3 protein-coding genes are annotated in these 2,200 nt (G+C 63.6%); 1 reads left to right on the top strand and 2 read right to left on the bottom strand.

The genetic code is table 11. The features are described from left to right. Positions 1-219: nitroreductase family protein (locus tag HMPREF0321_RS15255; protein ID WP_254653950.1), on the bottom strand; the 219-nt coding region annotated here is incomplete at its 3' end. A 148-nt stretch (positions 220-367) separates the two neighbouring features. Here HMPREF0321_RS15255 and HMPREF0321_RS00915 point away from each other — a divergent pair. Further along, positions 368-760 carry a hypothetical protein gene (locus tag HMPREF0321_RS00915; protein WP_139023507.1) on the top strand — a complete coding sequence of 131 codons (393 nt, stop codon included), beginning with the start codon at positions 368-370 and terminating at the stop codon, positions 758-760. A 399-nt stretch (positions 761-1,159) separates the two neighbouring features. On the opposite strand, the gene HMPREF0321_RS00920 is transcribed toward HMPREF0321_RS00915, so the two are convergent. After that, on the bottom strand, positions 1,160-2,107 hold the full coding sequence (locus HMPREF0321_RS00920; RefSeq protein ID WP_006943487.1) for a DUF5937 family protein: 948 nt from the start codon (positions 2,105-2,107) through the stop codon (positions 1,160-1,162). Positions 2,108-2,200 lie beyond the last annotated feature (93 nt).

A 2,200-nucleotide genomic window follows, 5' to 3' on the forward strand; every position in this document is an offset into this window, starting at 1 on the left:
CACCCTCGTTCGTGAAGAGCCATGTTCCGTCAGCGCACGCCATTCGGGGGTGTTGCGCCGTGCAACATGAAACGCCCAGGGTTGGGAGTTGCCTGCGGAGGGCGCCCATCGCGCAGCCTCCAGGAGTACGTCAGCGTCTTGGTCACTGAGGTGGTGTGCAGGATCGAAAGCGCGAGGGCTCCATCGTTCGCGCAGGACTGGTAGCAGTTCGCTGGACACCGCCTCATCCAAGCACTCGATGGAAACCCGCCCTCGACGTGTAGCTCAAACGAAGGGTTTTGCGCTCTTCCACCAGCCTGCGGCGACCTCGACGGGTGCGCACAATTACTCATCCCATGCGACCGGTCGAGCTGGTGGGATGAGCAGCATGAACACCTTCTCCTCAGCGCTGTTTCGCGCTGTCGTCGCAGCCGGCGCACCCGTGGCCATCTTCTGGGCTCTCGACTCGCGCTTGAACCCCGAGCAAGGACCGGACATTGGTGGCGGGTTCTTCATGCTCCTGGCGCTGTTCGCTATCCCACTGGTGTGGGCTTGGTTCGATGGCCGTCGTCATGTGCTGCGCTCGACTCTTACAGTCTGGATCGTGGCTGCCGCGCTGGTGTCTCTCGCCGGTGTTGTCCGGTTCATGACCAGTGGTGGTTTCAGCGTTGCCGACACGGGCGAGGCCATCTTCCTCGCAGTCTTCCTCGCCATGCCGTTCCTGGCTGGCGGATGCGTCGGCGCTCTCCTCGGTGGCGCTACATCTCACCGGCGCGCCTGACGTGATGAAGTGCTGCGCCCGGACTGGCCCGGCTTCACCTAGGCCCTGAAGCCCTACGCCGCTCGACCTCACTCACGTGGTGCTCAAACGAAGGTTTTTGCAACAGCCGAGGACTGCGGCTGACCGATTGGTGCGAAGCCGCCGACCCGAGCGCCCGAGTGTGCCGATAGGGCCATCCCTAGATTCCCCTTGTCCGAGAGTGTGCATCTGAGGGGGTTCCTACTTGCGTGGGGTGGGGTACACCCTGCCCTCGGCGAGTGTGCATGCACACCGCCTACCCCAGATGCAGACTGCGGCCGGTATGGATGGTGCACAAACCTTCGTTTGAGCTACCGACCCGTGAATACGGAAGTTCCGTCTTGGAGCGCTTCTTTTTGGGCAGTACGTGGATGCTGGCGCTCACCAGCGGAGTTGATCGGTGACGGAGCTGCGGGAATGCCAGGCCTCTTTGCCGCGGCGTTGGGTGATGACGAGCCCGGTTTTGTTGAGGATGTGCAGGTGATGTGATGCGGTGGCAGGGCTGATGTCGAGGGCTGAGGCGATGTCAGTGGTGCGGGCGGGGACCCGCAGGTGGTCGAGGATGCGAGCCCGGGTGGTACCGATGAGTGCGGCGGTGGTTCGAGCTGGGTCTTGGTGCGTCGTGGTGGCCGCGTTCCTCGCGGGGTAGTAGATGGTTGGAGTCCATGGCGGGTCGGTAGTAATGGCTCCGTGGGGCCATCCCAGAACGGTGGGGACGAGGCGCAGGCCGCGCCCCCGACAGTCGGTCTCGACGGCGAAGCGACTATCCGTGCGTAGAAGGGCGGTCTCGTGCCAATGCAGCCTTGGGTCGAGGTCTTCGACGACTGCTTCTAAGCCGCGGTGAGCGAGGGAGCGTGCGCGAGTGGCGATGTCAGATTCGAGCACAGATCGCATGCGCGGCCAATGTGCATGCATGCCGAGATCCCAGAACATTTCCCACGCGTGCGCGATCTGTGTCCGCGCAAGTTCAGGGTCAGCGAGCCAGTTGGCCGGGATGCGCCTCCCCTCGCCAGCGGCTTGTCGTAGCTCGGCGTCGATGATGTCCAGGGACGTGCCTCTGGTTGCCGTCAAGAGGCGGTCGGGGGTTGTGGCTTCGGGTTGAGCGAGGAAGTCAGGCGTGTAACCGCGCCCACCTGCCAGCGGGGCCAGGATGCGCAGACACTCCGCTGGGGTGTCGCGGCGGATTCTTTCGATCAGCGCCCGATGCAGCGGCACGGACTGGCGGGCAGTTAAGCGTCGGACGGCGCGGGTTCCCTCGATGCCAGGTGCGATCGCGAATCTGATGCTGACGAGCTCGGGAGTGCCCAAGATGAAGCGGTCAGTGCCCACGGGTCACTATAAGCACGCATTCATTTTGAACCTGCTCAAAGTGTTGTGCCCCGTCGGTCCCTGACGGTGAGACTGAATCGCCCCGGGTTTGTT

It is taken from the genome of Dermacoccus sp. Ellin185, assembly GCF_000152185.1.
GTDB lineage: Bacteria > Actinomycetota > Actinomycetes > Actinomycetales > Dermatophilaceae > Dermacoccus > Dermacoccus nishinomiyaensis.

Excerpts from the sequence above, each read along its gene's own strand:
- HMPREF0321_RS00915 (WP_139023507.1), top strand. The coding sequence starts at position 368 with ATGAACACCTTCTCCTCAGCGCTGTTTCGCGCTGTCGTCGCAGCCGGC.